General features: G+C 61.1%; 26 protein-coding genes. 17 read left to right on the top strand and 9 right to left on the bottom strand.

The window, feature by feature from the left end; all coding sequences use genetic code 11:
• Window positions 1-107: 107 nt before the first annotated feature.
• Entirely contained in the window at window positions 108-383 is a 276-nt protein-coding gene (locus tag TRP66_RS06760; RefSeq protein ID WP_333400591.1) for a hypothetical protein, read from the bottom strand.
• Between the two features lie 168 nt (window positions 384-551).
• On the opposite strand from TRP66_RS06760, the gene TRP66_RS06755 reads away from it, so the two are divergent.
• Entirely contained in the window at window positions 552-941 is a 390-nt protein-coding gene (locus tag TRP66_RS06755; protein ID WP_333400590.1) for a transcriptional regulator, read from the top strand.
• A 22-nt stretch (window positions 942-963) separates the two neighbouring features.
• On the opposite strand, the gene TRP66_RS06750 is transcribed toward TRP66_RS06755, so the two are convergent.
• From TRP66_RS06750 to TRP66_RS06735, 4 genes are all read right to left on the bottom strand, one after another.
• The gene (locus tag TRP66_RS06750) at window positions 964-1836 is read right to left on the bottom strand and encodes a DUF6279 family lipoprotein (RefSeq protein WP_333400589.1); all 873 of its coding nucleotides are present in this window, start codon (window positions 1834-1836) and stop codon (window positions 964-966) included.
• Window positions 1837-1916: 80 nt separating this feature from the next.
• Window positions 1917-2645 (bottom strand): TorF family putative porin, encoded by a 729-nt coding sequence (locus TRP66_RS06745; RefSeq protein WP_333400588.1) that lies wholly within the window; start codon window positions 2643-2645, stop codon window positions 1917-1919.
• 147 nt (window positions 2646-2792) lie between these two features.
• On the bottom strand, window positions 2793-3308 hold the full coding sequence (locus tag TRP66_RS06740) for a hypothetical protein (protein WP_333400587.1): 516 nt from the start codon (window positions 3306-3308) through the stop codon (window positions 2793-2795).
• A gap of 164 nt (window positions 3309-3472) precedes the next feature.
• Window positions 3473-3661 (bottom strand): hypothetical protein, encoded by a 189-nt coding sequence (locus TRP66_RS06735; RefSeq protein ID WP_333400585.1) that lies wholly within the window; start codon window positions 3659-3661, stop codon window positions 3473-3475.
• 287 nt (window positions 3662-3948) lie between these two features.
• Between TRP66_RS06735 and TRP66_RS06730 the strand changes: the two genes are divergently transcribed.
• Window positions 3949-4785 (top strand): CvfB family protein, encoded by an 837-nt coding sequence (locus TRP66_RS06730; protein ID WP_333400584.1) that lies wholly within the window; start codon window positions 3949-3951, stop codon window positions 4783-4785.
• Between the two features lie 36 nt (window positions 4786-4821).
• On the opposite strand, the gene TRP66_RS06725 is transcribed toward TRP66_RS06730, so the two are convergent.
• Window positions 4822-5448 (bottom strand): DsbA family oxidoreductase, encoded by a 627-nt coding sequence (locus TRP66_RS06725; RefSeq protein ID WP_333400583.1) that lies wholly within the window; start codon window positions 5446-5448, stop codon window positions 4822-4824.
• A gap of 202 nt (window positions 5449-5650) precedes the next feature.
• Window positions 5651-6031 (bottom strand): hypothetical protein, encoded by a 381-nt coding sequence (locus tag TRP66_RS06720; RefSeq protein WP_333400582.1) that lies wholly within the window; start codon window positions 6029-6031, stop codon window positions 5651-5653.
• Between the two features lie 219 nt (window positions 6032-6250).
• Here TRP66_RS06720 and TRP66_RS06715 point away from each other — a divergent pair, with 219 nt between their 5' ends.
• The 3 genes from TRP66_RS06715 to def all read left to right on the top strand — a co-directional run bounded on the left by TRP66_RS06715 (window position 6251) and on the right by def (window position 8204).
• Complete coding sequence (locus TRP66_RS06715; protein WP_333400581.1) at window positions 6251-6442, top strand: CsbD family protein; 192 nt, start codon at window positions 6251-6253, stop codon at window positions 6440-6442.
• Between the two features lie 224 nt (window positions 6443-6666).
• Window positions 6667-7647 (top strand): YihY/virulence factor BrkB family protein, encoded by a 981-nt coding sequence (locus TRP66_RS06710; RefSeq protein WP_333400580.1) that lies wholly within the window; start codon window positions 6667-6669, stop codon window positions 7645-7647.
• Window positions 7648-7676: 29 nt separating this feature from the next.
• The gene (def, locus tag TRP66_RS06705) at window positions 7677-8204 is read left to right on the top strand and encodes a peptide deformylase (protein ID WP_333400579.1); all 528 of its coding nucleotides are present in this window, start codon (window positions 7677-7679) and stop codon (window positions 8202-8204) included.
• On the opposite strand, the gene TRP66_RS06700 is transcribed toward def, so the two are convergent.
• On the bottom strand, window positions 8170-8616 hold the full coding sequence (locus TRP66_RS06700; protein WP_333400578.1) for a GNAT family N-acetyltransferase: 447 nt from the start codon (window positions 8614-8616) through the stop codon (window positions 8170-8172). The two genes, def and TRP66_RS06700, sit on opposite strands and share 35 nt — an antisense overlap.
• Before the next feature lie 154 nt (window positions 8617-8770).
• On the opposite strand from TRP66_RS06700, the gene TRP66_RS06695 reads away from it, so the two are divergent.
• The 6 genes from TRP66_RS06695 (at window position 8771) to TRP66_RS06670 (ending at window position 13215) form a co-directional block, all read left to right on the top strand.
• Window positions 8771-9784 carry an ABC transporter substrate-binding protein gene (locus tag TRP66_RS06695; RefSeq protein WP_333400577.1) on the top strand — a complete coding sequence of 338 codons (1014 nt, stop codon included), beginning with the start codon at window positions 8771-8773 and terminating at the stop codon, window positions 9782-9784.
• A gap of 7 nt (window positions 9785-9791) precedes the next feature.
• A complete protein-coding gene (locus TRP66_RS06690; RefSeq protein ID WP_333400576.1) occupies window positions 9792-10331 on the top strand; it encodes a GNAT family N-acetyltransferase in 540 nt (179 codons plus the stop codon).
• 97 nt (window positions 10332-10428) lie between these two features.
• Window positions 10429-10929: a hypothetical protein gene (locus tag TRP66_RS06685; protein WP_333400575.1), complete on the top strand. Its 501-nt coding sequence runs from the start codon at window positions 10429-10431 to the stop codon at window positions 10927-10929.
• A 28-nt stretch (window positions 10930-10957) separates the two neighbouring features.
• Complete coding sequence (locus TRP66_RS06680; protein ID WP_333400574.1) at window positions 10958-11395, top strand: nucleoside deaminase; 438 nt, start codon at window positions 10958-10960, stop codon at window positions 11393-11395.
• Window positions 11396-11676: 281 nt separating this feature from the next.
• The gene (locus TRP66_RS06675; RefSeq protein ID WP_333400573.1) at window positions 11677-12000 is read left to right on the top strand and encodes a hypothetical protein; all 324 of its coding nucleotides are present in this window, start codon (window positions 11677-11679) and stop codon (window positions 11998-12000) included.
• 54 nt (window positions 12001-12054) lie between these two features.
• The gene (locus tag TRP66_RS06670) at window positions 12055-13215 is read left to right on the top strand and encodes a PQQ-dependent sugar dehydrogenase (RefSeq protein WP_333400572.1); all 1161 of its coding nucleotides are present in this window, start codon (window positions 12055-12057) and stop codon (window positions 13213-13215) included.
• 71 nt (window positions 13216-13286) lie between these two features.
• Here the strand turns inward: TRP66_RS06670 and TRP66_RS06665 are convergent, their stop codons facing one another.
• Entirely contained in the window at window positions 13287-13592 is a 306-nt protein-coding gene (locus TRP66_RS06665; RefSeq protein WP_333400571.1) for a PepSY domain-containing protein, read from the bottom strand.
• Window positions 13593-13892: 300 nt separating this feature from the next.
• Between TRP66_RS06665 and TRP66_RS06660 the strand changes: the two genes are divergently transcribed.
• The 6 genes from TRP66_RS06660 (at window position 13893) to TRP66_RS06635 (ending at window position 20367) form a co-directional block, all read left to right on the top strand.
• Entirely contained in the window at window positions 13893-16010 is a 2118-nt protein-coding gene (locus TRP66_RS06660) for a TonB-dependent siderophore receptor (RefSeq protein ID WP_333400822.1), read from the top strand.
• A 229-nt stretch (window positions 16011-16239) separates the two neighbouring features.
• Window positions 16240-17556, top strand: a complete 1317-nt coding sequence (locus tag TRP66_RS06655) for an MFS transporter (protein ID WP_333400821.1) — start codon at window positions 16240-16242, stop codon at window positions 17554-17556.
• A 103-nt stretch (window positions 17557-17659) separates the two neighbouring features.
• On the top strand, window positions 17660-18892 hold the full coding sequence (locus TRP66_RS06650) for an RNA polymerase sigma factor (protein WP_333400820.1): 1233 nt from the start codon (window positions 17660-17662) through the stop codon (window positions 18890-18892).
• 108 nt (window positions 18893-19000) lie between these two features.
• Window positions 19001-19372 carry a YciI family protein gene (locus TRP66_RS06645; protein ID WP_333400570.1) on the top strand — a complete coding sequence of 124 codons (372 nt, stop codon included), beginning with the start codon at window positions 19001-19003 and terminating at the stop codon, window positions 19370-19372.
• A 31-nt stretch (window positions 19373-19403) separates the two neighbouring features.
• On the top strand, window positions 19404-19865 hold the full coding sequence (locus TRP66_RS06640; RefSeq protein ID WP_333400569.1) for a YybH family protein: 462 nt from the start codon (window positions 19404-19406) through the stop codon (window positions 19863-19865).
• A gap of 31 nt (window positions 19866-19896) precedes the next feature.
• Complete coding sequence (locus tag TRP66_RS06635; RefSeq protein ID WP_333400819.1) at window positions 19897-20367, top strand: VOC family protein; 471 nt, start codon at window positions 19897-19899, stop codon at window positions 20365-20367.
• Window positions 20368-20721 lie beyond the last annotated feature (354 nt).

Here is a 20721-nt window from a genome sequence, read left to right as displayed (position 1 = left end):
GGCGATGAACGATGACGCGGTCTGGCTGGTTCGCGGTGGTGGATAATTTTGCTGCCGCTGTGCGGCAGATCGTCGGAATGCCGCCCACAGCAAGCTGGCTCCTACGGTCACCCATCCGCTTTCTGCGCCGCGGCGTCCAGCTCCTTCAAGCGCTGATCGATCAACTGGCACTTGTCCGGCAGGTCCTGCGCGGCGGTTTCCAGGTGCATGTCTTCCAGCTCCTGGTTGATCTCTTTCGCTTTCTGCGGATTCTGCTGGGTCAGGCTCCTGACCTTCTCAGCCAGTTGTTCACGTTTGATCGTGGCCTCTTCGGGCGTACATGCCCAGACAGGCATGGCAAATGACAAGGTAGCGGTGACGACGATACTCACGGCGGTTTTCATGGCGACCTCGGATGGTCAGGTGGCTGAAAGGTGGAGCCTTCTCAAGCCTCCAAAGTTCAGCACTGCCCCGCTGAACGGCCGGTATCGAGGAAGGTCACAATCTTGAGTCACACGCCCGTGAGTGGATGTCATGGGCCTTTCATCCATGCTGGACGGAGGTTTAACACAATGACTTATGACTGGGACCTGATCGAACGATTGCTGCACGAAGTCCAGAACAGCGCCGGCACTTCGTTCGCTCCACGCAAGTATGCCGAAGAACACGCCGCAGCCAAGGCGGCGGAAGGCGAGGCCATCGGCGATCTGGATCACCTGAAACAGCAGGCGGCGGACCTGGAAGCGCTGTTGGTCAAGCATCACTACATCGAGCCGCGCGCCACGGAGGACGGTGGCACCGGATCGAATTTTTCCCTGACCCCGCGCGGCTCAAGCCTGCTGGCAATGATCGACAGCAGCATTCCAGGTAACGATCATCCGCGTCAGGTGCTGGACGAGCAGCCGGATGCCCTCGATCCTGTCACCTTCGACGAAGTCGCCTCCAAGGCTCAAGTCGCCTGACCGTGGCGGCGCGGCAGGTGAATCAGTTGCCCTGTCGCGCCGCTTTGAGGCAGTCGAGATCCGAGAAATCCTTGCGCATGTCGGCAATCCGGGCCAGCAGCCGCTGGCGCTGTTCCGGCGTGCTCATGGCGTAGATGTCCACGATCATTGCAATCGCCGCGTCCTCGGTCCGGTTATAAGCCTCCCGGTATTCGGGCGTCCAGAACGTTTCGCGGTCCTGTAGCAGCGCGGCGATACGCTGAGGGAAGTCCGCAGCCTGGCGATCCTGGACCGTCTTCAAGAACAGCGACTGCCAATGCACGCGGTTATCGATCCAGGCCTTGTTCTGTTCGCCCAGAGATGTCGACCAGGCGTGGATACGTTCCTTCTGTGCCTGTGTCAGCTTGCCCAACCAAGGGCTCAAGCGCTTGTCCATGCGGTCAGCCCGCTCGGCGATCTGCCGTTCAAGCGGCTCGTTGACGTAACGATTTTCGCGTTTGCGTTGGTCCTTGGCGAAAGCGATACGCATCTCCTCGACCTGCTTGTCGTCGAAGCGCGACAGCAGCTCCACTGCCGAAGGCGTGATCTGGCGGGAAATGGTGCCGATGGCATCCTTCGCTTCAGCGGTGCGGGCTTCCAGGCCTTGATAATCAACCTTGTCGGCCCTGACCATTTCTTCAAGACGGTCCAGCCAGGTCAGATATCCCGGCAACTGGGTGCTGCAATGCCAGCTCAAGTGCTGCTTGAGACGCTCATCCAGCCAGCTCTTCTGCTCCGAATTCATGTCCAGATAGTCGTTCAGCGTCCATGGAATGATGACGTCCAGGTTGCGATACGCGACGCCGACCTGGCTGCAGCCGGCCAGCAGCGCAAGGGTCATCGATAGCGTGAAGAAGGCTTTGAGCAGGGACTGCATGACGACTCCTCGACGAACGGGCAGGTGAGGCACGTACTGTAGAGAAGCGGCGAGGCCGGCAGTTCAACCGGATCGGCAGGCTAGAAGAACGAACGCACCGCTTTGAGCGTGAAGGTCTGCTCGCAACGTGCGTTATGCCCGCTGTAGACCGTGCAGCCGTCGCCGCTCAGGCTCGAATCGCTGTAGATCAGGTTCATGTCGATGCCCAGCCAGGGGCGCGTCAGGTTGAGGGACCAGTCGTTGAAACCGCTGATCAGCGCGCCGTCGCCGGCAGTCTGTGGCGTGTCGAACTGATGGGTCGCATACTGCATGCGCACCCCCAGCCCCAGGCGTTCGATGGCACCCAGATCGACAAACACCGTGCTGTCCCGTCGGCCGACATCGTTGCTGAATGCCGCGCCGACGCGACTGTTCAATACCCTCAGGCCGGCATAGAACTCGTGGCTATCGACCTGATCCGTTTCGGGATAGCTGTAGCGGATCATCCCCAGTTCATAACCCAGGGTATTGTCGAAAGGCTTCTTGAAGCCCATGTAGGAGTCCACTTCAAGGGTGGTCCCGTCGGCCACGCCCATGTTCGGCGCCCACTGGCCCATGTAGAAGCCGCTGTCGTGCGTCAGGTCCAGCCCGCCGTGAAACGACCCCGATCCACCGGTGGGGGTCACCAGGCCCTGGGCCATGCTGCGACTGGGCGTGGTCCCCAGTTTCAGGGCGAAGTCTCCCAACTCCCGCTCCATGATCTGGGCGGAAACCGGATGGCTGAACAACAGGACGCTTGAAGCAAGCGCGAATAAACGAAAACCGAGCATGGCTCACTCCCTGGTGTGTCGAGGAGTGGTGATCAGGAATGGCGTATCGAAAGCGGCATGAGAGCCCGACACAAGCCGCGAGCTAGAGCGCTGCAAGCATACCGGCGAAACGGCGCAGGGAAACGCCGTTCGTCGATAAGCGGGGCGTCAATTGGTCGCGGAGCCGTGGCCGGCGGGCGGGATGACCAGGTTGCGGATCACGACCAGCGCCTGCTCGAACGAGGGGTAGCCGCTCTTGGCCACGTCCAGTTCCGCGTACCGGGCCTTGTAATGCTCGGCCTGTTTCGGATCGGTGAGGGTCAATTGCTGGGACAGCAGCGCGATCGCCAGCGGGTGTTCGTGGCTGGCGGCGTCTTTCAGCAGATCGATGATCTGCTGACGGTCACCCTGCTCGCGAATCAGCAGCACCGCCTGGTAGAAGTCGGCCTCGCCGGAGCTGTCGTCGACCGCGGCGCGGCGCAGCAGTGCATGGGCCAGCTCGTATCGGGCAGGGTCGCCCTGGCTGACCAGAAGCTTGGCCTGCAGCATGTCGTTGCGGTACAGCACGTATTGATCCATGCACGCACTGCCGGGCGTCTCGTTGTCGGGCATTTGATTGGCGCAACGCTGCGAGGCGCAGCCGCCCAGAGACAACAGTGCGACGAAAAGCATCCAGTTCTTCATTCGTGTATTCCGCAAATGAGACAACGTTCCGGGCGTCTTCCTGCCGGGATGATCGCAAAGGATGAGGAGAGAGTAGCAGCGGGGCTGGCGCAATTTCCAGCGCGGGAGAGGTATCGGTCCAGCGCCCCGGTCAGGGCGCATGGAGAGCGAAGAAGCGTGAAGGCTTACTTCTTGCCGAGATTGATGTGCTTGGAAGGGGCGAAGGTCTGGCCGCTCACGCCCTTGGCGATCTGCTGGATTTCACCGCCAGACTTCAGGAACGCCGCGATCTGCTCGTTGATCGAGTCGCTGGTTTCAACGGCTGGAGCTGGCTTGGGCTTGGAGTGAGAAGCTTTGATACGCATGGCTGCCATTTACCTTCAAAAAACGTAATACGGCCAGCCATCGTACAGTAAAGGCGGGCGCCTCGCTTGGTCGGTTATTCGCGTTTTCTTTGGCCTGTGGCATCGCTGACCGCCGTGTGGCGAGATGGCTGTCGCTAACTGCCTGTTTTGACTGGACGTTTCAGGCCTGCCACCTTGGCGGGCAAGTCCGCCGCCCTGGTTGGCTACCTGACGAGCGGCCGGTTGCCGACCACACGCCGAGAACGGCTCGGCAAAGTCGGTTAGAATGCCGGCCTTGCAAACAGGGTAATCGAAAAATGGCTTTAGTCGGGCGCTACAACAGCTTGCAGATCGTCAAGCACACTCACTTCGGGCTGTATCTGGATGGCGGGCCGGACGGCGAAATCCTGCTGCCCAATCGCTATGTCCCCAAAGATGTCCCGACCGAAGATGAAGACTGGCTGAACGTGTTCGTCTACCTGGACAGTGAAGACAAGCTGCTCGCGACCACTGAAAAGCCCAAGGTGCAGGTCGGTCAGTTCGCCAGCCTCAAGGTGGTGGAAGTCAACAGCATCGGCATTTTCCTGGATTGGGGTTTGCCCAAGGATCTGCTGCTGCCGTTCTCGGAAGAGAAACGCAATCTGCAGGCCGGCGACTATTGCGTGGTGCATGTCTACCTCGACAAGCACACCCGCCGTATCACCGCCACCGCGCGTCTGGACCGTTATCTGGACAAGACGCCCGCCAGCTATCGCGTTGGTCAAGAGGTTGACCTGCTGGTCGCCGAGGAAACCGCGATGGGTTTCAAGGCAATCATCGAGAACAAACACTGGGGCCTGATTCACAAGAACGAGGTCTTCAAGTTCCTCCGGCCGGGCAAGCAAGAGCGCGGGTTCATCAAGGAGCTGCGCGCGGACGGCAACATCGCGCTGAGCCTGCAACCAGTCGGCGCTGAAGCGGCCGACGAACTCAGCACCAAGATTCTCGCCAGACTGCGCGAGAATGGCGGCAGCCTGCCTGTCAGCGACAAGAGCGATCCGCAAGTCATCAGCGGTCTGTTCGGCGTCAGCAAAGGCAACTTCAAGAAGGCAATCGGCGGGTTGTACAAGCAGGGCCGGATCCTCATCCATCCGGATCGCATCGAGCTGGTCTGAAATTCCTTTAGGCTGTGAGAGCGAGGTCGCCAGGCTTTAGCGAATGAGGCGTTCGACCTCCTGCTGGACACGTTCGAAGGGCAGGGTCCCGTGGAAAACCTTGGCCTGTTCCAGCGATTGCTCGGGCTTGCGCAGCAGGAGCACGGGCACGGCCCGCAGTCCCAGGCTCGCCGCCAGCCGCTGATCGGCGCTGACTTCTTCGGCATGCAGGTTGCCGTCCAGCGCCTGCTGCAAGGCGTCTGCATCCAGCCCGGCCGCGCCGCCAAGTTCGATCAGGGTCGGAACGTGGCCGATGTCATGGCCTTGTTCGAAGTAGGCTTCATACACCCGCTTGTGAAACGCGTCGAAGCCCCCTGCCGACCGCGCGAAGGCGGCTGCCTCCAGCACCTTGCGACTGCGCGGCTGCACAGTGGGCATCTTCATCACGACGTTGCGCTTTTCCGCCAGCGGCAGCACGGCGCGCGACCACATGGCCCGCAGGAAATCCGCGTTCGGATCCAGCGCCGAAACCGGTTCGGGACGCAGTTCGAAAGCATGCCAGTTCACTTCCATGCGCTGCCCATAGGCTTGCCGAAGCTGGTCGAGAATCGGCAGTTGCAGATAGCAGAACGGGCAGACGTAGTCGCTCCAGACGTCGAGCTTGAAAGGTCCATCGATGTTCATTTCCAGTAACTCCGTAACCGCCAATTACCACTGACTGACGGAGCCCTGGAAAAGTGCGGTCGACTGGAGAAACGGTCGGATCTGCGTTGCATTCATCGCCAGCAAGCTGGCTCCTACACGCACACCTGTAGGAGCCAGCTTGCTGGCGATAAACGAAAACGCATTCTGCCCGGCAGGGTGCGAAAGATGGATTATCACCCAATCACTTCTGCAAAAAACCCGCAAAGCTCAGGTTGCTGCCGCGCGGACGCATGTCCTTGAGGAAGGAATCCTTGTCGGCGCTCAGCTCCAGGCTGATGGTGGATTTGCGTTTGCCGGCATTGCGCACTTCCAGGCCTTCGATGTGGTCGCGCAGGAACACGGTCGTCACCTTCAGGTGCAGCAATTGATCGTTGGCGGGCGTGTGCAGCAGCAAGTGCATCCATTCGTACTGGCCCACCTGGATGCGCGTGACCGGCAGGTCGAACCACCAGATGTTGCGTTTGTGATCCAGCACGGCGAAGTGGGTGTTGTTGACGCCGAGCACGGCACCGCCCAGGTTCTGGTTTCTGCGTGCGATGGCGAGCTTTTTATCGAGTTTCATAGCGTTCCTGTGAATCGGGTTGTCCAGCGTGCCGGACGATGCCGGCCAGCGCGTCGCGCATTCTCGCATGTGTGCGGGCCGTCAGGGAGCCGGGCGTGGGGGAAGCGCAACGCCTGAGCAAAAAAACATGAAACTCTTGGCAAGCGTCTCCGGTCCATCTTTATGTCAGGCTCACGACGAGTCGGTGCAACATGATCATCCATAGTCAGGAGATTTCTCATGAGTAGCACAAGCGACAAGATCAAAGGTATGGCCAACGAAGCAGTCGGCAACGTCAAGCAAGGCGTTGGCAAAGCGACCGACAATTCCCGTCTGCAAGGCGAAGGCAAGGCCCAGGAAATCAAGGGCGAAGGCCAGCAGATCAAGGGGGATGCCAAGGACACGCTGAAGAGAGGCGTCGACAAGGCCTGATAAGTCCGTCCCGACCTGATGTCGGGGGCAAGGACCCCGGCATAACGGCCATCTCCAGCTCAAGATGGCCGTTATGCTGTCAGCCTGTGAACTGAAACCTTTTACGGCCCGTTCAGTCCATTTGGCACCGTCGCAATACTGTTCGTCATCCAGTTGCCCGAGATGACGATGCGCATCGGTTTCAAGAACTATGGTTTGGCAGTTACGGAGCGAAAGGAACCGCCATGATTTTTCCCACATTGCGTCAACTGCCAATGGGCAAAGTGATGGTGCGCACCGTTAATGAATTCATTAACGATGAGATGCCCACCTACGCCTCGGCTCTGGCTTACCAGATGCTGTTTTCCCTGTTTCCCTTCCTGTTGTTTCTGATAGCCCTGATCGGCTTTCTGCATCTCCCCGATTTCTTTTCCTGGATGCGCGAGCAGACGGCAGTGCTGCTGCCTCCTGAAGCGATGGATCAAGTCAATCCCGTCATCGATCAACTGCAGCAATCGAAAGGCGGCCTGCTTTCCATCGGTATTCTCGTCGCTTTGTGGACGGCGTCCGCCGGTGTGCGGCTGTTGATGAGCGCGATGAATGCTGCTTATGACGTTGTCGAAGAACGTCCGCTGTGGAAACGTCTGCCGCTGTCGGTGCTCTATACCGTCGGCATTGCCGGCATGCTGCTGATCGCCGCTGCTCTGATGATTCTGGGTCCGCAAGTCATGACCTGGATCGCCTCACAGGTGGGCCTTGAAGATTTCATCGTGACTCTTTGGACCATCCTGCGCTGGCCGGCGATCATTATTCTGCTCATGGTGGCGGTCGCGCTCATCTATTACGTGATGCCAGACGTGAAGCAGGATTTCCGATTCATCACGCCTGGGTCGGTGCTGGCTGTCGTGGTCTGGATCATCGCGTCGCTGGGTTTTGCCTATTACGTGAAGACCTTCGCTGATTACAACGCCATGTATGGCAGTATCGGTGCGATTATTGTGCTCTTGCTGTATTTCTATATCTCGTCGGCAGTCCTGTTGCTGGGTGCGGAAATGAACGCGGTGATCGAGCACATGTCGGCTGAAGGCAAGGACAAGGGCGAGAAGGAAGAAGGCGACGGCGAACAGCCGGCCAGTGAGAAGCGTCATGTCTCAGGTCTGGGCCGCGATCATTCCAGGCCCGCTTCCGAAAAATCCGAGGACGCTGATCCGGCTGTGCGAGGATAAGGCTTTCGTTTACCAGGACGCCTGCAATCATGATCCGTGAAATCTTGAAGATGGGCGACCCGCGCTTGCTGCGGGTCGCCCCGCCTGTACCGCAGAAACTGATCGGCAGCGCCGAGCTCAAGGCGCTGATCGCCGACATGTTCGAGACCATGGAAAGCGTGGGAGGCGTCGGTCTGGCGGCGCCGCAGATCGGTGTTGACCTGCAGCTGGTGATCTTCGGTTTCGAGCGCAGCGAGCGCTACCCGGATGCCGAAGCCGTTCCGCGCACCATCATGCTCAATCCGGTGATCACGCCGTTGCATCCCGCCGTGGAGTCCGGCTGGGAAGGGTGCTTGTCGGTGCCCGGTCTGCGCGGCAAGGTGGATCGTTTCATGAGCATCCGTTACGAAGGGCTGGACCCCGATGGCCAGCCAATCGACCGGCTGGCCCATGGTTTCCATGCCCGGGTCGTGCAGCACGAATGCGACCACCTGGTCGGCCGGCTGTATCCTTCGCGCATCACGGACTTCAGCACCTTTGGCTTTACCGAAGTGTTGTTTCCAGAACTGGCGTCGTGACGCTCGGCATCCTGCATAGCGCGATCAGCGGTTTACTGCGGCTGTAGCGCATCAGCCGCTCACCCAGCGTTCGCGGCAGGCGTTGCGCGGGTTCAAAGCCCATCGGCTGATAGAACGCCAGCAGCTGCGGGTGACAGAACAGCCAGGTCGGCCCGTGCACCGAGAACAAAGCTGCTTCGATCAGGCGTCGAGCGAGGCCCTGGCCCCGGCGCTCGGGCGCAACGAACAATCCCGTCAGCCAGTAGCCATCCTCCACTTCGCCAAGCGACAGGGCTGCCAGCAACTCGGGCTGCCTGGCGACCCACGCCTGGCTGTCCTTTGCCGCGCGCTTGGGGGACCGATGCTCACGATAGAACTTGTTGAGCAACGGCCATGACAGATCGGGCAGGGGACCTATTTCAATTTCCGACATGGTTCAGGAATGACCTTCTGGGCGGGCACCTGTCAGCGGCGACAGGCGCGCATGATACATCGGTAACAAAGTCGCCGGCCGCGACAACTAATTCGCCGCCGGTGCTGTCGATAAATTCGGACATCTCCGATCCCCGGGCCATCACGAGGTCATCATGAAATCAATAACAACACTCCTGGCTTCGTCCTTGCTGGCGCTGGGCCTGCTCAGCCAACCGGCGGCCGCGGCCGATCAGGGCAAGCCGATCATCTTTGGCGATCTGACCTGGGAGAGTGGCAGCCTGATCACCGAAGTGCTGCGAACCATCGTCGAGAAGGGCTACGGCTACAGGACCGATACACTGCCGGGCAGTACCGTCAGCCTGGAGACCGCGCTGGCGAGGAATGATATCCAGGTGATAGGCGAGGAGTGGACCGGCCGCAGTCCGGTGTGGGTCAAGGCCGAGGCCGAAGGCAAAGTGCTGGGGCTGGGAGATATCGTCAAAGGTGCCACCGAAGGCTGGTGGGTGCCCGAGTACGTCATCAAAGGCGATCCGGCGAAGGGCATCGAGCCGATGGCGCCCGATCTCAAGGCGGTTTCCGACCTGAGCCGCTACAAGGCGGTGTTCAAGGACCCCGAGTCGCCGGACAAAGGGCGCTTCCTCAATAGCCCGAGCGGCTGGACGTCGGAAATCGTCAACACCCAGAAGCTCAAGGCCTACGGCCTGAACGACAGTTTCGTGAACTTCCGCACCGGCTCGGGCGCGGCGCTGGACGCCGAGATCGATTCGGCGATCCGTCGCGGTCGTCCGGTCTTGTTCTACTACTGGTCACCGACGCCCTTGCTCGGTCGCCACAAACTGATCCGTCTGCAAGAGCCGCCGTTCGATGCCGAGGCCTGGAAAACCCTGACCGATGCGAGCAATCCCAACCCGCGTGGCAGTGCTTCGCTGGCGGCCAACCTGTCCATCGGCGTATCCGCTGCGTTCGACAAGCAATATCCCGAACTGGTGACCTTCTTCAGAAAAGTCGATCTGCCCATCGATCTGCTGAACCAGACCCTGGGCCGCATGAGCGAGAAGCGGCAGGATCCCAAGGCCGTTGCGCAAAGCTTTCTCAAGGATCATCCTGAGGTCTGGAAGAGCTGGCTTCCCGCCGACGTGGCCGAAAAGGTCAGCACCAGCCTGTGATCACATCATGAACAGCGAGCCTCTGGCGCTGATGACCCCGCGACTGGTCATCCGCCATTTTCAGGACACCGACGTGCCGGCGCTTGCGCGAATCCTTGGCGACGCGCAGGTCATGCGCTACTCGGTGCGCGGCGTCATGGACGAGCGCGCGGTCGGCGAGTTCGTCCATAACTGCATCGAGTGCTACCACGCCGACGGATTCGGTCCGATGGCCGTGATCGACAGCGCCAGCGGGAATCTGATCGGCTTCTGCGGACTGAACGCCGAGCAGGTCGACGGCGCTCGCGAGGTCGAAATCGGCTACCGGCTGGATACCGTGTGCTGGGGCCGGGGGCTGGCGACCGAAGCGGTGCGGGCCGTGCTTGGGTATGGTTTCGAGACTCTGGCAATCGACTCGATCATTGCGATCGTCCAGCCGGACAACGTCGCCTCGGTGAAAGTGCTGCACAAGAACGGTTTCCGGCACTACATCCATAGCCAGTATCACCGCCTCGGCGTGCGCATCTATCGCATGAGCGGAGCCCAGTGGCGGGAACGGCATTGCTGATAACGGCAGAAATTGCGTTCTGTGCGACCGGTGTCGTGGCAAAGGCCACAATTGCTGTTAAGTTCGCAGGATAGGCGGAACGGGCGCGAGGGAGGCCATGACTGATCGCAAGGCGAGACCGCTCGTCATTCTCAATACCCTGTTGGCACTGATTGTCTGCCTGATGCAGGATGTCCCGCGTCCGGCACAGGCTGACGAGGCCGAAGACACCGCGCTGACCCTGGTTCGCGAGAGGCACCTGGGAGATAGCCTCGGCTGGTTGGGTTACCAGGTCGCCTCGCACACTGTCACGTTCGCCAACCTCGTGGAGCAATTGGGCAAGACCCAGGCTCAGGAGCTGGTGCAGAACGAACTGCAACGCCTGCAACCCGAATTCCAGGCGCAATGGGATCGCAATCTCGCTGCCGCTTATGCCCATGCCTTCACCGCGCAGGAGTTGCGTTCGCTGAATGACGGCGATGACTCACCTGACCTGGCAAACAAATTCCGGGCACGCAACAACGACGTTGGCGCAGACATGAAGGCCCGCTCTGCCGACCTGTTGAGCGACTTCGTGTCCAAGGCGCTAAATAATGCAACGCAGTCTTTGCAACACTGATTCTTTCATCGACTTTCAAGGAAACACCATGGACCCATTCATGCAGGCGGCAATCGACGAAGCGCAACAGGGACTCGCGGAAGGCGGGATTCCGATTGGTTCGGTCATCGTCCATGACGGCCGGATCATTGGCCGCGGCCACAACCGTCGCGTCCAGGAAGGCAGCGCGATCAAGCATGGCGAGATGGACGCCCTGGAAAACGCCGGTCGTCAACCAGCCAGCGTGTACCGCGACGCCGTGCTCTACACCACGCTTTCGCCGTGCGCCATGTGCAGCGGCGCGATTCTGCTCTATGGCATCCGTCAGGTCATCGTCGGCGAAAACCAGACGTTCATGGGCGAAGAAGAATTGCTGCGCTCGCGTGGCGTGCAGGTTGACGTACTGGCCGACGCCACCTGTGAACACATGATGCGTGACTTCATCGCCAGCAAGCCCGAGTTGTGGAACGAAGATATCGGCGAGTAACAACCTGAGGTCCGCGTCGCCTGCATCGCCAGCAAGCTGGCTCCTACGGGGCGTGGTGTAGGAGCCAGCTTGCTGGCGATGGCATTGGCCCCGGACGCAATTGATGTGGGAGGGAGCTTGCTCGCGACAGGCCGCAAAGCGGCCACCGGCAACACCTCCGGACCATCCTTGTTACAAGTTCCCGCCCTACGCAACTTGCTCATCCTTGCCCCACGACCGAACCTGAGGACGCGCTCGCCATCAAAGGCGTGAGTCTATTCCGTTCTCCAGGCAGGTATGTGATGAACAGATCCGTACGAAATATCGCGCTGGGTGCCGCAATCGCGCTCTGCGCCATGACAGCGGTCCAGGCGCAGAATCTGCCGAATACCAGGCCGGGCAGCGGCGCGAACAACGACCCCTACAACAGTCCGCTGCACCGGGCCAATCCCAACAGCCGACAAGGCACCCAACCGGTAACGCCGCCGGGACGAAGCCCCGTCACGCCGCCGATATTGCGCGCTCCGACGCTGGAAAACGGTGGTATCCGCAACGGCTATCCGGCCCGCGAAACACCGCGTCCGTCCAGTGAAAGCGCCCCCCGTACCAACTCGCAGTCCCGTTGATGTCTTCAAGCCCGGCCTGTCTGGCTTATCTTCTCCATGCATAAGGAATCGCTCATGTTTAGAAAAACCCTGATCGCGACACTCTGTGCCACCGCTCTGGGCTTGTCGTTCAACGCAAGCGCGGCGACCGAACACTTCAAGACCGAGCTGGGCTCGGTCAGCGTCGATACGGTAGCCGAAGGTCTCGACCACCCCTGGGCGCTGGCCTTTCTGCCGAACAATCAGGGCATTCTGGTGACCGAGCGCTCGGGCGATCTGCGTCGTGTTTCCCCGGACGGCAAGCTGTCGGCACCGATCTCCGGCGTCCCGCAGGTCTGGGCCAAAGGGCAGGGCGGGTTGCTGGACGTGGTACTTTCCCCCGATTTCGCCAAGGACCGGATGGTTTACCTGACCTACTCGGAAGGCAGCGGCAAGACGCCGGCCGAAGGCGAGACCGCCGGCACTGCGGCCGGGCGCGGCCGACTTTCCGCCGACATGACGCGTCTGGAAGACTTCACGGTGATCTTCCGCCAGCAACCCAAATTGTCGGTGGGCAACCACTTCGGTTCGCGCATGGTCTTCGACCGCGATGGTTATCTGTTCATCGCGCTGGGCGAGAACAACAACCGCCCGACCGCGCAGGACCTCGACAAACTGCAAGGCAAGATCGTGCGTATCTTCCCGGATGGGAACGTACCCAAGGACAACCCTTTCGTGGGGCAGAACAACGTGCGTCCGGAAATCTGGTCCTACGGCCATCGCAACCAGCAGGGCGCGGCACTCAACCCCTGGTCCGGTACCTTGTGGACCAACGAGCACGGCGCCAAGGGCGGTGACGAGGTGAACATTATCGAGCGCGGCCAGAACTATGGCTGGCCGCTGGCGACTCATGGCGTCAACTATTCAGGGCAGCCGATACCCGAAGCCAAGGGTAAGTTCGTCGAGGGCACCAAGCCGCCATTTCATGTCTGGGAAGTTTCGCCAGGCATCAGCGGCATGACGTTTTATGACGATGGACGTTTCAAGGCCTGGGACCATAACTTGTTCATGGGTGCACTGGCGACTGAAGAATTGATCCGCTTGCAGTTCGAAGGCGACAAGATCGTTCATGAAGAACGGTTACTGACGGATATGAAACAGCGTATTCGCGATGTGCGCCAAGGGCCGGATGGTTACTTGTACCTTCTGACCGACAGCGAAAAAGGCCAACTTCTGAAAGTTGGCCTGGATCAGTAACCGCATCGGTTTTCGATCTTTCCCGCAGACCGCGCCGGACGATTATCCGGCGCGGGTTGTGGCTTCAAGACTCAGCGATCTTCCGCGTCGCGCAGTACTTCGCCGGTCTTGGCGTCCACGTCATAGTCCCATTCGGCGCCCTTGGCGTCCTTCAGTTCGATCTGGTACACATAACGGCCAGCTTCTTTTTCCAGCTCGGTGTCATGGATCTGGAAACCGGGATGCTTGGCCAGCGCCTGCTTGTTGAACTGTTCGAAGTCACCGACCGTGCCGGCTTTTTGCAGACGGATCACTTCATCGGGACCGATATCGGCCTGGGCGACACCAGCGGCAGTTGTCAGGGCAATGGCAGCGAACAAAGTAGAAGCAAGTTTCATGGTTATTTTCCTTCTGACGGTTTCAGTCTATATGGAGAGTTGCAGGGTTGATGAGTTCAACCGTTTTGTTGAAGCCAGATTAACCACGGTTACTTAATTCAGGCTTAATCGGGGATATGTTCTGGATAAGCCTTTACCCCCTTCCGATTGCCTCCATCGTCCGATCCACAGTTGTCAAAACGCTGCGGTGAACGTAAAAGGATGCCCCGCTGCCGTGCCGCTCGCGCCCGGGCCTGCCTTTCGTGGAGCCGATCTATGTACAAGCCGTTGAAAACCGCTACGCGTCTGCTGCCTCTGGGCATGGCGGTCGCCATACCGTCGTTTGCCGCCGATCCTGTGACCCTGGGCGCGGTGAACGTATCGGGCGTAAGCGATCAGGCGCCGGCGATCGATTATCAGGCCGTACGGGCTGCGGTCTCCGGTTTCGACGAGGCCGCCTTGATCGACACGCCGGCATCGGTGTCGGTGTTCACCGAAGCGCTGCTCAAGGACCGGCAGGCGAAGCTGCTCAGCGAAGTGCTGCGCAATGACGCCTCGGTCGGCGACGGCTATGCGCCTGTGGGCTACTACGAAAACTTTATCGTGCGCGGTTTTTCCCTCAATGCAGCCAACAGCTATCGCATCAACGGTCGCACGATAGCCGGCGAGCAGAACGTCGCGCTGGAAAACAAGCAGCAGGTCGAACTGCTCAAGGGGCTGTCCGGGCTGCGCAGCGGTGTAGCGGCGCCGGGCGGGGTGATCAACTACCAGACCAAACGCGCGGCCGACGTGCGCTCGGTGACGGTTTCCACCAACGAGCATGGCGAGCGTTACCTGGCGACCGATGTCGGCGGCTGGTTCGGCGGCGAGCGGCAGTTCGGTCTGCGGGTCAACCTGGCCCACGAGGACATCCGTTCCTATGTCGAACACGCCGATGGACAGCGCGATTTCGCGTCCATGGCCTTCGACTGGAACATCAGTGATCGGGCGCTGCTGCAACTGGATCTCGAGTACCAGACCAAAGAGCAGCGCTCGGTGCCGGGCTATCAGTTGCTGGGCGGCACGACGCTGCCCCACGATGCGTCGCCACGCAAGCTGCTGGGCCGTCAGGCATGGTCGAACCCGGTCGGGATCGATTCGCTCAACCTCAACGGCCGGTTCGAATATCGCTTCAATGACGCCTGGAAGGGCAGCTTCAGCGCATCCCGCAGCCGGGTGGTAATCGATGACTACAGCGCCTTCGCCTGGGGTTGCTACGGATCCGCCAGTTGCGCGAGCGAAGCAGTGCCCAATCATTTCAGCCCCGAGGGGGGCTACGATATCTACGATTTCCGCAGCCCTGACGACACGCGCCGCAACGACGAGGTCGAAGCGGCCATGAGCGGCGCGTTCCAGACCGGATGGCTCGCACACGAACTGACCTTCGGCACCAGCGCGCTGCGTCGCACGGTAGACAGCCGCGCCACCTTCAACGAGTTCGTCGGCTCGGGCAACATCAACGAAGCGCCGGAAGCGGTGGCGCCGTCGGACCTGCCTTTGCCGCATACCGAACGGCGCCTGGACAGCCGGCAATACGGGCTGTTCGTCACCGACCGGATCACGTTCAACGACCAGTGGCAGACGGTGCTCGGCGGACGTCAGGTGCGCCTCGATGAAAAAGCCTACAACGAAGACGGCAGCGACGCGCGCCACACCCAACGCTCGATTTTCCTGCCGCAAGTCGCGCTGATCTACAAGCCTGTGGAAGACCTGTCGCTCTACACCAGCTACAGCAAGGGCCTGGCGCCCGGCGGGACAGCGGCCTGGTTCGCCAACAACGCCAGCCAGATCCTGGCGCCGACGGTTTCGCGGCAAATCGAAGCGGGTCTCAAGTACGACTGGCGGCGCATGAGCTTCACCGCCGCACTGTTCCAGGCGCGTCAGGCGTACCAGTATTCCCGTCCCGAAGACGATGGCAGCTTCACCTACGTGCAGCAGGGCCAGCAAAAGAACACCGGCCTGGAGCTGGGCCTCAATGGCTGGGTGACCGAGCGGCTGCAAGTCTCGGCCAGCGCGGCGGCGATCCGCTCGCGGGTCGAAGGCAGCGGCACTGCGGCCTACGAAGGACACCAGGCGCTGAACGTTCCGCGCTTGCGGGGCAGTCTTCAGGCGGATTACAGCCTGCCGTTCCCCGGTCTGGCCTTGCTGGGCGGCGTGCAGTACAGCTCCAGCAAGTATGCCGATCGCGAGGGCTCGGTGAAGGTCAACGACTACGCCCTGTTCAACGCCGGCGGTCGCTACAGCACGCGGATCGGTGATTACGACACCGTGCTGCGCCTGACAGTCGACAACCTGTTTGACAAGCGCTATTGGCGGGATGCCGGCGAATACCTGGGCGACGACTACCTGTTCCCCGGCGCGCCACGCACCGCAAGGCTTTCGGCAACGGTCAATTTCTAACCCATTTCCCTCGTGTAGGAGCCAGCTTGCTGGCGATGCCGCAAAGCGGCAGCAACTCAGGCGATGCGGTGTATCAGGATAGTGCGCAGCGTCATTATCGCCAGCAAGCTGGCTCCTACTCACTGTTTGTCCAACCGCGCGGCTGATCCTAACCTTTGCTATCCTTCGCGCCCTGCGTCCGCTGCCTGCGGCAAGACGCCACATGTTCAAGCCAACATCCGGGTTCCTTATGACGGCCATCGTTCGACCGCGCCCCCAGCCTTTTTCCAGGGCTGACTACAAGACCCTGAGCCTCGCCGCTCTGGGCGGGGCGCTGGAAATCTATGACTTCATCATTTTCGTGTTCTTCGCGCTGACCCTCAGCCAGCTGTTCTTTCCACCGGAAATGCCCGAGTGGCTGCGCCTGTTGCAGAGCTTCGGGATCTTCGTGACCGGCTATCTGGCGCGTCCTCTGGGCGGGATCCTGATGGCGCACTTCGCCGACCGGCTGGGCCGCAAACGGGTGTTCAGTCTCAGCATCCTGATGATGGCCCTGCCATGCCTGCTGATCGGGGTGATGCCCACCTACGAGCAGATCGGCTACTGGGCGCCGCTGGTATTGCTGGCGCTGCGGATCATGCAAGGCGCCGCAGTGGGCGGCGAAGTGCCCAGCGCCTGGGTGTTCGTCGCCGAACACGCGCCCGCCGGGCATCGCGGCTACGCGCTGGGAGTGCTGCAGGCCGGGCTGACCTTCGGCTACCTGCTCGGTGCGCTGACCGCCACCTGGCTGGCGCGAGTCTTCACGCCCGCCGAAATCCTCGACTACGCCTGGCGCATTCCGTTTCTGCTGGGTGGCGTGTTCGGCGTGGTGGGCGTATGGCTGCGCCGCTGGTTGAGCGAAACGCCGGTGTTCATGGCGCTGCACGCCCAGCGCCAGGACATGCAGGGCCTGCCGTTGAGCCAGGTGCTGCGCGACCACCGTCGGTCGCTGCTGCCGGCGGCCTTGCTGACCTTCGTATTGACCTCGGCCGTGGTGGTGCTGGTGGTGGTGACCCCGACCGTCATGCAGCAGCGTTTCGGCATGTCGGCCAGCCATACCTTCGCCCTGAGCGCGGTGGGCATCGTGTTTCTCAACCTGGGCTGCGTGCTGGCTGGCATGCTGGTCGATCGCATGGGTGCCTGGCGCGCAGTGATGATCTACAGCCTGCTGCTGCCGGTGGGTATCGCGGTGCTCTACGCCAGTCTGGTCGAGCAATGGCTGGCGCCGGGCGTCGCTTACGCCATCGCCGGGCTGGCCTGCGGCATCGTCGGCGTCGTGCCCTCGGTCATGGTCGGTCTGTTTCCCGCCGATATCCGGGTATCGGGCATTTCCTTCACCTACAACATTGCCTACGCGGGCTGGGCCAGTTTCACGCCGTTGATGCTGGTTGCGCTGATGCCGGTCAGTGCCTGGGTCTGCGTGATTTTCTGCGCCGTGATGGGTACCGTCGGCCTGATGACCGCGGTGGTCTTTGGTCTGCGGCGCGGCCTGGCGGTAGACGACGCCGCCCTGAACGGCGCCGGTTGACGGCTCGAAGTCTCGCGGGAGCGTCGAGCGGCTAAGCTTTCTCGATCTCCCGTGAGGCCGAGACATGACTGATCCATCCGGACGCCATCCTCCCGCGTCCTCGATGCATGTCGAGATCGAGGACATTTTCCGTCAGCAGTCGCGTCGGGTGCTGGCCACGCTAATCCGCTTGCTGGGCAGCTTCGAGCTGGCCGAAGAAGCCTTGCAGGAAGCGTTTATCGCCGCGGTCGAGCAATGGCCGCAAACCGGCATGCCCGGTAATCCTCGGGCATGGCTGATCTCTGCCGGCCGGTTCAAGGCCATCGACAGCCTGCGGCGTCGGGCGCGGTTCGACGCGTCGCTGCGCCACATCGCCCAGCAACTCGACGACCAAATGCAGTCCGCCTTGTCCGATCCGGACAGTGTCGACGATGACCGTTTGCGGTTGATTTTCACCTGCTGCCATCCGGCCCTGACCGAGGACGCCCGTGTCGCGCTGACCCTTCGGGAAGTCTGCGACCTGACGACCGAGCAGATCGCGCGGGCCTATCTGATCAAACCCTCGTCGGTGGCACAACGCATCGTGCGCGCCAAGAGCAAGATCCGCGATGCGCATATTCCGTATGAAGTCCCCGCGCTTGCCGAATTGCCCGAACGACTCGACAGCGTGTTGCGGGTGATCTATCTGGTATTCAACGAGGGGTACTTCGCATCCTCGGGTGAGCATCTGATGCGCCCGGACCTGTCCGCCGAGGCGATTCGCCTGGGCCGCCTGTTGCTGGATCTGCTCCCCGAGCCGGAAGTCGCGGGCCTGCTGGCGCTGATGCTGTTGACCGAAGCGCGCCGCCCGGCGCGGCTGTCGAATGCCGGCGAACCGATCCCGCTCGACATTCAGGATCGACGCTTGTGGCAGAGCGGGCTGATCGCTGAAGGCCAGCAGCTACTCGCGTTGGCGCTGGATTCCGGACAAGGCTCGGCCTACAGCATCCAGGCCGCGATTGCCGCAGTGCATGCCCAGGCGCCCAGCGCCACCGATACGGACTGGACGCGGATCGTGGGTCTGTACGATCTGCTGCTCGGACTGACCGGATCGGCCGTGGTCGCACTCAATCGGGCCGTCGCCGTAGGCATGCAGCGCGGTCCCGCCGCAGGCATCGAATTGATCGACGCGCTGCTCGCCGGGGGCACGCTCGACGACTATCACCTGATCTGGACCGCCAGAGCCGATCTGTGTCGACGTGCTGGACGGGTCGCCGAAGCGCGTGCCGCCTACACCCGCGCCATCGAGCTGACCGAGCAGGTGACCGAGCGGCGGTTTCTGCAGCGCTGCCTGACAGAACTCGACAGCTCGCATTGACGACCGCCGTTTGTCGCACAGCTAGATATTCCCTGCTTGCCGGTCGATTGCCAGCGCCCTGGGTCGACCAGTTCATAGCGAGGTCCGCACCACGCAAGGAGCCCGATCATGAAATACCTGTGCCTGATCTACAGCGACGAACAGACGCTGCATTCCAACCTGGACAGCCCCAGGGACGACGAGTGTTTCGAGTGCGCCCGCGCCATCGAGGCTAGTGGGCGAATGATCGCCTCAGAGCCGCTGGAGTCGGTCCAGACCGCCACGACGGTACGGGTTCGCAACGGCAAGGTGACGATCACCGACGGGCCGTTCGCCGAAACCAAGGAGCAGCTGACCGGCTTTTATCTGATTCGCGCCCGGGATCTGAACGAGGCCTTGCAGGTGGCGGCGCAGATCCCGGTCGCGCGGGTCGGTTCCATTGAAGTGCGTCCGGTTCGGACGCTCGATCTGCAGGCCGCGCCTCATGCGGCGGGCGGGTAGCACGCTGCTCTTTTCAATCAGGAGGTCACCCATGAGTACCCGATCCGAAAACGCCATCACCGCCAATCCCGATGCCGAGGCGCAGATACGTTCGGCGCTGGAGCGCTGGTCCGCTGCCGTTCGCGACAAGGATCTGCCGGCCATCATGGCTTATTACCACCCGGACATCGTGGCCTACGATGCCATCGTTGCACTGCAGTTCAAGGGACAGGACGCCTATCGCGCGCACTGGGAATACTGCCTGGGCATGTGCGAAGGGCCGATGCTCTTCCAGCAGCAGGAACTGGTCATCCATGCAGCGGGCGAAGTGGCGTTCGCGCATTGGCTGAATCACTGCGGCGCAGAAGACGAGCATGGCGAAATGAAAGGCTCGTGGATGCGCGGCAGCGCTGGCTATCTGTTGACCGCCGAGGGCTGGAAGGCGATTCACGAACATTTCTCGGCGCCGTTCGACATGGAAAGCGGCAAGGCGCTGTTCAACCTCGATCCATGAGCCGGTGCGCTCGTTTGTCAGGAGAACCATGATGACGGTCAAAGCCATACCCGAGGGCTACCACAGCCTGACCATTTACCTGAGCATCGCCGAAGCCGCCCAGGCCATCGATTTCTATCGCCGAGCGTTCGATGCCGTCGAGGAGTCGCGCCTCGATGGGCCCGGCGGCATGGTCGCGCATGCCGAACTGCGAATCGGCGACACCCGGCTGATGCTTTCCCAGCCCTGTTCCCAAGGACCCCTGGGCACCTTGCAGCCCGACAGCTTGCCGCCCTTCGGCTTGCACTTGTACGTCGAAGACGTCGACGCCCGTTTTCAACAAGCCGTGGACGCCGGTGCCACGGTGGTCAATCCGGTGAGCAACCAGTTCTACGGCGATCGCACCGGCACCCTGAAGGACCCCTTCGGCCAGTTGTGGTTCATGGCTACCCATGTTGAGGACCTGACGCCCGAGCAGATCAGGGTCCGCGCCGAAGAGATGTTCCGCCAGCCGCAGGCGTAACGTCATACCTGTACGGCCGCTCGGGGAGGGCGGCCGGTCGTGTCGCTATATCCGCTGCCCGGTCGCAGGACATTTGTAACAACTGATTGTAATTGTCAGGGTGCGTGTTTATCTTGCGCGTGTCTAAACACAGGGCCTCATGTTATCTGCATTTCCATTGTTGAAACGATAAAGTCCGGCCGGGACGTCGGTAGTTGAGCGATCTAACTGGGAATGCTCTGTAGAAGTTGTAGGAAACTTCTTCATATCTAATTTACAACTACAGTTTTCGGTTTGGCAGTCGATGTTTTCAGGGTGTCGGTTACCTGAAGCTGGCGTGGGCCGATATTATCGAAGCAGGCTTTCCTACAGTTA

The sequence above is a fragment of the Pseudomonas sp. JDS28PS106 genome, assembly GCF_036706555.1.
Taxonomy (GTDB): domain Bacteria; phylum Pseudomonadota; class Gammaproteobacteria; order Pseudomonadales; family Pseudomonadaceae; genus Aquipseudomonas.
This window is presented reverse-complemented; position numbering and strand designations above follow the sequence as displayed.

Bases quoted from the DNA above. Each gene is read 5' to 3' on its own strand.
- TRP66_RS06750 (WP_333400589.1), bottom strand. From the start codon at position 1,836: ATGCAGTCCCTGCTCAAAGCCTTCTTCACGCTATCGATGACCCTTGCG.
- TRP66_RS06700 (WP_333400578.1), bottom strand. From the start codon at position 8,616: ATGTCGGAAATTGAAATAGGTCCCCTGCCCGATCTGTCATGGCCGTTG.
- TRP66_RS06715 (WP_333400581.1), top strand. From the start codon at position 6,251: ATGAGTAGCACAAGCGACAAGATCAAAGGTATGGCCAACGAAGCAGTC.
- TRP66_RS06710 (WP_333400580.1), top strand. From the start codon at position 6,667: ATGATTTTTCCCACATTGCGTCAACTGCCAATGGGCAAAGTGATGGTG.
- TRP66_RS06640 (WP_333400569.1), top strand. From the start codon at position 19,404: ATGAGTACCCGATCCGAAAACGCCATCACCGCCAATCCCGATGCCGAG.
- TRP66_RS06730 (WP_333400584.1), top strand. From the start codon at position 3,949: ATGGCTTTAGTCGGGCGCTACAACAGCTTGCAGATCGTCAAGCACACT.
- TRP66_RS06735 (WP_333400585.1), bottom strand. From the start codon at position 3,661: ATGGCAGCCATGCGTATCAAAGCTTCTCACTCCAAGCCCAAGCCAGCT.
- TRP66_RS06720 (WP_333400582.1), bottom strand. From the start codon at position 6,031: ATGAAACTCGATAAAAAGCTCGCCATCGCACGCAGAAACCAGAACCTG.
- TRP66_RS06665 (WP_333400571.1), bottom strand. From the start codon at position 13,592: ATGAAACTTGCTTCTACTTTGTTCGCTGCCATTGCCCTGACAACTGCC.
- TRP66_RS06635 (WP_333400819.1), top strand. From the start codon at position 19,897: ATGACGGTCAAAGCCATACCCGAGGGCTACCACAGCCTGACCATTTAC.
- TRP66_RS06695 (WP_333400577.1), top strand. From the start codon at position 8,771: ATGAAATCAATAACAACACTCCTGGCTTCGTCCTTGCTGGCGCTGGGC.
- TRP66_RS06740 (WP_333400587.1), bottom strand. From the start codon at position 3,308: ATGAAGAACTGGATGCTTTTCGTCGCACTGTTGTCTCTGGGCGGCTGC.
- TRP66_RS06675 (WP_333400573.1), top strand. From the start codon at position 11,677: ATGAACAGATCCGTACGAAATATCGCGCTGGGTGCCGCAATCGCGCTC.
- TRP66_RS06645 (WP_333400570.1), top strand. From the start codon at position 19,001: ATGAAATACCTGTGCCTGATCTACAGCGACGAACAGACGCTGCATTCC.
- def (WP_333400579.1), top strand. From the start codon at position 7,677: ATGATCCGTGAAATCTTGAAGATGGGCGACCCGCGCTTGCTGCGGGTC.
- TRP66_RS06760 (WP_333400591.1), bottom strand. From the start codon at position 383: ATGAAAACCGCCGTGAGTATCGTCGTCACCGCTACCTTGTCATTTGCC.
- TRP66_RS06660 (WP_333400822.1), top strand. From the start codon at position 13,893: ATGGCGGTCGCCATACCGTCGTTTGCCGCCGATCCTGTGACCCTGGGC.
- TRP66_RS06670 (WP_333400572.1), top strand. From the start codon at position 12,055: ATGTTTAGAAAAACCCTGATCGCGACACTCTGTGCCACCGCTCTGGGC.
- TRP66_RS06690 (WP_333400576.1), top strand. From the start codon at position 9,792: ATGAACAGCGAGCCTCTGGCGCTGATGACCCCGCGACTGGTCATCCGC.
- TRP66_RS06755 (WP_333400590.1), top strand. From the start codon at position 552: ATGACTTATGACTGGGACCTGATCGAACGATTGCTGCACGAAGTCCAG.
- TRP66_RS06650 (WP_333400820.1), top strand. From the start codon at position 17,660: ATGCATGTCGAGATCGAGGACATTTTCCGTCAGCAGTCGCGTCGGGTG.
- TRP66_RS06685 (WP_333400575.1), top strand. From the start codon at position 10,429: ATGACTGATCGCAAGGCGAGACCGCTCGTCATTCTCAATACCCTGTTG.
- TRP66_RS06725 (WP_333400583.1), bottom strand. From the start codon at position 5,448: ATGAACATCGATGGACCTTTCAAGCTCGACGTCTGGAGCGACTACGTC.
- TRP66_RS06745 (WP_333400588.1), bottom strand. From the start codon at position 2,645: ATGCTCGGTTTTCGTTTATTCGCGCTTGCTTCAAGCGTCCTGTTGTTC.
- TRP66_RS06655 (WP_333400821.1), top strand. From the start codon at position 16,240: ATGACGGCCATCGTTCGACCGCGCCCCCAGCCTTTTTCCAGGGCTGAC.
- TRP66_RS06680 (WP_333400574.1), top strand. From the start codon at position 10,958: ATGGACCCATTCATGCAGGCGGCAATCGACGAAGCGCAACAGGGACTC.